The 6,519-nt window shown below is 43.5% G+C and carries 5 protein-coding genes; 4 read left to right on the top strand and 1 reads right to left on the bottom strand.

The annotated features are described in order from the left end of the window. On the top strand, positions 1-1,129 hold a 1,129-nt coding region (locus QZY09_RS21055), incomplete at its 5' end, for a T9SS type A sorting domain-containing protein (RefSeq protein ID WP_295675757.1). 76 nt (positions 1,130-1,205) lie between these two features. On the opposite strand, the gene QZY09_RS21060 is transcribed toward QZY09_RS21055, so the two are convergent. Further along, complete coding sequence (locus QZY09_RS21060; RefSeq protein WP_295675759.1) at positions 1,206-1,700, bottom strand: hypothetical protein; 495 nt, start codon at positions 1,698-1,700, stop codon at positions 1,206-1,208. A gap of 199 nt (positions 1,701-1,899) precedes the next feature. Between QZY09_RS21060 and ggt the strand changes: the two genes are divergently transcribed. From ggt to QZY09_RS21075, 3 genes are all read left to right on the top strand, one after another. After that, positions 1,900-3,645 carry a gamma-glutamyltransferase gene (ggt, locus tag QZY09_RS21065; RefSeq protein ID WP_295675762.1) on the top strand — a complete coding sequence of 582 codons (1,746 nt, stop codon included), beginning with the start codon at positions 1,900-1,902 and terminating at the stop codon, positions 3,643-3,645. 65 nt (positions 3,646-3,710) lie between these two features. Then, a complete protein-coding gene (gene truA / locus QZY09_RS21070; RefSeq protein WP_295675765.1) occupies positions 3,711-4,472 on the top strand; it encodes a tRNA pseudouridine(38-40) synthase TruA in 762 nt (253 codons plus the stop codon). A gap of 95 nt (positions 4,473-4,567) precedes the next feature. Further along, positions 4,568-6,367 (top strand): ABC transporter ATP-binding protein, encoded by a 1,800-nt coding sequence (locus tag QZY09_RS21075; RefSeq protein ID WP_295675768.1) that lies wholly within the window; start codon positions 4,568-4,570, stop codon positions 6,365-6,367. The last annotated feature ends 152 nt before the right edge of the window (positions 6,368-6,519 follow it).

The raw sequence follows: 6,519 nt of genomic DNA on the forward strand, positions 1-6,519 counted from the left end.
GGGTTCGGGCGATGGCGAAATACTTTGGTACCAAAATGTTGCTGATACGATTCCTTTTGCCTTCGGTTCGCCCGCAACTGTAGCGCAGGTACCCATAAATAATAGCTATTACGCTGGTTTGAATGATTTTAAAGGAAGTATCGGCCCGACTACCAAATATGCATTCAGCGGCGGCGGTTACAACCAATTTACACCATACATCAATATAAGCACGCGCATCCCTGTAATAATTAAAAGTGCACGTTTATACATCGGTAATTCCGGTAAAATAACCTTTAACGTCGCCAACGCCAACGGCCAGGTGGTATCAACAGCAACCATTAATGCGGTTGCTACCCGTACTAATCCGGCTGCGGGCCCGCAAGCCGACGATCTGAACGACCAGGGCGCCGTATATCCTTTAAATTTACTGCTGCCTGCCGCGGGCGCCTATACCTTAACGGCCGTATTTGACAATACCGCAACTATTTACCGTAGCAATACCGGGGTAAGCGGCTATCCTTTTAAAATAGGAAATGTTTTTAGTATTGATGGTAATAATGCCGTTTCAGGTACCGACACGGCCTACTATAAAAACTTTTACTACTATTTTTATGATTTGAAATTACAAAGCCCTGGCTGCGCGGCCCAGGCAAGACAGGCAGTTTCCCTTACCCAACCTGTAATTAGCCTTAATGGAACAGCGCTTACTTCTAATTTTTTGGCAGGGAACCAATGGTATATTGATGGTAAAGCGATTGATGGTGCTACCGGTCAAACCTATAGCCCAACCAAAAGCGGCAATTACATGGTTGGAATCTCCTTAAGTACGGGTTGCCAGCTTTTGTCTGACAATTATGTTTATGTGCTTACCTCAAACAATGGAAACACCGCAGATATTGGTCTGGTTGTTTACCCGGTTCCGGCAAACAATCAGCTAAGCATTATTTTTGCATCATCCGCAAATAGCAATTTAAATTTATCCCTGATAAATTCAGCCGGCTTAATAGTTTATACCAACCTGCAAACCATTTCAAAGGGTAATTTTGCAACAACAATTGATGTAGCAAAACAGGCGCCCGGTAGTTACATTCTAAAAATAGTATTGGGCCAGAAGGTGTATTATGATAAGATTGTTATAGTTCGGTAAAGAGAAAGTCCGAAAGACTTTTGGTTTTCTTTCGGACTTCCCTGACCCTGCCTGCCGGCAGGTTTCAAACTTCTAACTAAAAAGTATATTTTAAGCCTAATCCTGGTGCAATATCAAAAAACGGTCCGGTAGCCAGCTCAACCCTTGGGTTTAAGTCAAGGCTGATAGCGACAGGGGTCTGGGGGATTTTGTATTCAAGCCCTAAAACACCATCAACGCCCAGCAAAATATGGCTTTGGTTATACACCTGGTTGCCGCCGTCAAAAGTTTGATAAACTCCGCTGCCTTCGGCACCAATATGTGCGCCTGCACCATAATAAAACTTTAATTCTTTTACACCAAAAGCTTCCTGGTGGATCTCGTATAAACCCGAGATCACAACGCCATGCGCGCGGAAACCCAATTCGCCTTCGAGGGCGATATCAGGAGTGCTGAAATATTTAATGGAAATACCATTTTCATAACCGCCAAATTTTAAACCAACCGCAGTTTTGTAATCCTGGGCTTTTGATTGCTGACTGAGAAACAGAACGGAAACTAAAAAAAAGGAACTGAATAATAATTTTTTCATGAGTAATTGTTTTAAATAAAACGGCAAAAATGATGTTTTATGCTTTTTAATACAAAAATCGAAGGAAATTTGCGTTTAAATTGTTGGTTTTCAAAGATAAAAAATGAAAAGGCATATGTAATGTATAATTGTATTATTATGGTTATTATTAAATTTATTACCTTAATTGTTATAAATTAGTCGCACTATGACTTTAATTATGAGCAACGTATTTACCGCAAATAAAATGGTGGGGAGCAGGGGGAATGTTTTTTTCAACGTGAAAAATAAGCTGCAAAAATTTTCTGTATGTCTTTTGCTGGTTGTTACTGTGCATGTTTCCCATGCGCAGGATAGTACCAAATACAACAACGGTATGGTAGTTTGCGCTACGCCTTTTGCGTCAAAGGTTGGTTTGGATATATTGAAAAAAGGCGGTAACGCGGTTGACGCCGCGGTTGCAGTACAATTCGCCCTGGAGGTTACCCATCCGGAAGCCGGCAATATTGGTGGCGGAGGTTTTATGGTTTACCGGTCGGCATCCGGAAAAACCAATACGCTTGACTTTCGGGAAAAAGCACCGGCGAGCGCCAGCAGCAAAATGTACCAGGACAGTGCAGGTAACGTAATACCTGATATGAGTTTATATACGCACCAGGCGTCAGGCGTTCCTGGTTCTGTAGACGGAATGGTTGAGGCGCATCATAAATATGGGAAATTAAAATGGGCCGGCCTTTTACAACCCGCTATAAACCTGGCACGCAATGGCTTTAAAATAACCAGGAAACTTGCTTCTGCGCTTAATTACGACAGGGGGCAATTCATAAAACTTAATCCGGGTAAATCCTACCTGCTGAAAAGTGATGGTTGGAAAGAAGGCGACCTGCTGGTGCAGGAAGATCTGGCTAAAACGCTCGAATTGATCCGTGATAAAGGTAGAGAAGGTTTTTACAGCGGTCTGGTGGCTGATCAGATAGTGGCCGAAATGAAAACAGGCAATGGCATAATGACCAAAAGTGACCTTGAAAATTACCACTCTGTTTGGCGGGAGGCTGTAACCGGCAATTATAAAGGGTATAAAATAATAACTATGCCACCACCGTCCAGTGGTGGTGTCGCTTTGCTGCAACTTTTGCATTCGGTTGAAAGGTATCCGCTGAACCGGTGGGGACATAATACAGATTCGACCATGCAGTTAATGGTTGAGGCTGAGCGCAGGGTTTATGCCGACAGGTCAAAATACCTGGGCGACCCGGATTTTTATAAAGTACCGGTGGATAGCCTGATTAACCCGATATACAATGAATCGAGGATGAAAAGCTTTAATTGGGATGCAGCCACACCAAGTGCTTCCATACAACCCGGAATTATAGCCGGTTACGAAAGCGACCAAACCACGCATTACTCTATTGTGGATGCCGAAGGGAATGCCGTGTCGATCACTACAACGCTGAACGATTCTTTCGGGTCGCACATATTTGTGAAAGGCGCAGGCTTTTTGCTGAATAATGAGATGGATGACTTTAGCTCGAAGCCCGGTGAACCCAATATGTTTGGACTAGTAGGTGGAAAGGCAAACAGTATCCAGCCTGGAAAAAGGATGCTATCCTCCATGACCCCGACTATCATCGAAAAAGACGGCAAATTATTTATGGTGGTTGGTACACCGGGAGGGGCTACCATTATTACCTCGGTTTTTCAAACCATCTTAAATGTTATCGAGTTTAACATGGATATGCAGCAGGCCGTAGATGTAAAACGTTTTCACCACCAGTGGCTGCCTGATGTGATTGAAGTAGAAAGAGGAACTATTAGTGCTGACGAAAAAAGCCGCCTGGAGAAAAAAGGCTATAAAATGGTTGACCATGGCCAGATCGGCAGGGTAGATGCTATTTTAATAACCAAGGACGGTTATTACCATGGCGGCGCAGATCCGCGGGGGGACGATACGAAATCAGGATGGTAACGCTTTATTAAGCAGTTCCATTTTGGGATGGAGCAAAACATTTTAACAATTGTTACCTTTGCATTGTGGCAACCCCTCAACGTTACTTTATTCAACTCTCCTACAACGGCACCAATTATCATGGCTGGCAGGTGCAAAAAAATGCGGTCAGCGTTCAGGCAGTAATAAATGAGAAGCTTTCTGTCATATTAAGGCAACCCATTGATACAACAGGCTGCGGGCGCACCGATACAGGCGTTCATGCAAAGGATTTTTTTGCGCATTTCGATGCAGGGGAATCCATGGTCGATGGTCCATGGTCCCTGGAAAAAAAAGATAGCTTATTGCGGAGTATCAACGCCATTTTACCTGTTGATATTGCAGCAATGAACCTTTTCCCTGTGGCTGCGGATGCCAACGCCCGTTTCGACGCCAAATTGCGGACCTATGAATATCATATTCATTTTAACAAAGATCCTTTTAAAAATAATTATTCCTGGGAATTGCGCGACCGGCCCGACCTGGAGCTGATGAATAAGGCGGCCCAGTTGATGATGGCTTATACCGATTTTAGCTGTTTCAGCAAATCAAACACGCAGGTAAAAACCAATAATTGTAAAATTACATATGCCCGCTGGGAAGAAACAGAAAGCGGCATTGTTTTCCGCATCTCGGCTGACCGTTTTTTACGCAATATGGTAAGGGCGATCGTCGGCACGCTCATCATGGTTGGCCGGAAAGAAATTGAACCCGAAGCCATGCAGAAAATCATCGAAAGTAAAAACAGGAGCAATGCGGGGACTTCCGTACCGGCCTGCGGGTTATATCTGACGGAAGTAAAATATTAGGTTAAAGGCAAAAGCATAAAGGCGAAAGGCTTTATTTCGGATTTATAAATTTAAATTTGCCCATTCACTAATTCAATAAATCACTAATTCACTAAATGGCCGAAGTAACCGGTAAAGCGCTTGATTGGAAACTGCTTGGCAGGGTAATGAAATATGTGAAACCTTACCGGCTTACATTTATCATTTCGGCGTTTTTAACAGTATTTATTGCAGCCAATGCCATTGTTCAACCTATCCTGATCCAGAAAACACTGGATAACTATATCTTAAAGAGCGATTACAACGGCATGCTGTTTATGGTGGAGTTAATGTTTTTACAGCTCTTTATTCAAACCATAGCACAATATTATCAAACTTATCTCACCAACTCCCTGGGGCAGTCGGTGATCCGTGATCTGCGGATTGATATTTTTAATCACATCACCAGCCTGCGGTTAAAATATTTCGACCGCACGCCAATAGGCATGCTGATCACCCGAACAGTGTCAGACCTGGAAACTATAGCCGATATATTTTCAGAAGGGCTGATCTCCATTATGGGTGATATGTTACTGGTGATCGCCGTTATTGGCATCATGATGTACCAGGACTGGAAGCTTGCGCTAATCACACTCATCCCGATGCCATTGCTGCTTTTATCCACCTATGTTTTTAAAGAAGCAATTAAATCATCCTTCCAGGAGGTGCGTACCCAAGTGGCGCATCTGAATACTTTTTTGGCGGAGCATATTTCGGGTATCAGTATTATCCAGAATTTCGCCAGGGAAGACCAGGAAATGCGCAAGTTTATCGCCGTAAACAAAAAATACAGGGACGCGAATATCCGCTCCAACTGGTATTACTCTATTTTTTTCCCGGTAGTTGAAATATTGTTTGCTATTTGCATCGGCTTGTTGGTTTGGTACGGTTGTAAACGAATTTTGTCCGATCAGCAACTCAAATCATTTTCAGCGGGAGAACATGGTATTACTCCCGGCGTAATTACCGGATTTATTGTATTGCTGAATATGCTTTTCAGGCCGATACGCCAGCTGGCTGATAAATTTAATACCCTGCAAATGGGCATGGTAGGCGCCGACAGGATCTTCAAGGTTTTGGATACTGATGAAGTTGCTGTAAATACCGGCACGTTGAAACCAGCCCATATTTTGGGCGATATTGAATTTAAAAACGTTTGGTTTGCCTATAACGATGAAAACTGGGTGTTAAAAGACATCAGTTTCCATATCGAACCCGGAAAAACGCTGGCCCTGGTTGGCGCTACAGGCGCGGGTAAATCATCCACTATAAACATACTGAACCGTTTTTACGAAATCGGAAAGGGTAGTGTTAAAGTTGATGGTATTGATATCCGCGAATACGATGTCAACTATCTCCGTTCGCGCATCGCTACTGTAATTCAGGATGTGTTTTTGTTTACAGATACCATTGCCAATAACATCAGCCTGAATAATCCCGATATAACGCTGGAGCAAGTGATCGCAGCTGCCAAAGACGTGGGTGCTCACGAATTTATTGAGCGTTTGCCAGGCGGGTATGACTATAATGTAATGGAACGGGGGGCAACGCTGTCTGCCGGGCAGGCGCAGTTAATTTCGTTCATCAGGGCTTTGGTTTATAACCCGGCAATTCTTGTCCTGGATGAGGCCACCTCATCGGTAGATACAGAAACAGAGATCCTGATCCAAAATGCCATTAACAAGCTGATGCAGGGCCGTACCGCCATCGTGATCGCTCACCGCTTATCCACTATCCAAAGTGCCGATAAGATCATCGTGCTTGACCACGGCGAAATAAAAGAAATTGGCACCCACCAGGAATTGCTGCGGATAGAGCATGGCTTTTACCGCAAACTGTACGACCTGCAGTTTAATTCGGCAGGGATTAGCAGGTGATTTTGTATGGTTGACTTGTCCTAACCTGGGTTGACAAAAAAATCAAGGACAAAATGGACAAATCGCATTTAAAGGGAGAAGTAACTAAGGAATACTTATCCGGAGCAATAACTATCCGTAAATTAGGGACAAAATATGGATATCATTTTTCA

This window comes from uncultured Mucilaginibacter sp. (assembly GCF_903913935.1).
Taxonomy (GTDB): Bacteria; Bacteroidota; Bacteroidia; order Sphingobacteriales; family Sphingobacteriaceae; genus Mucilaginibacter.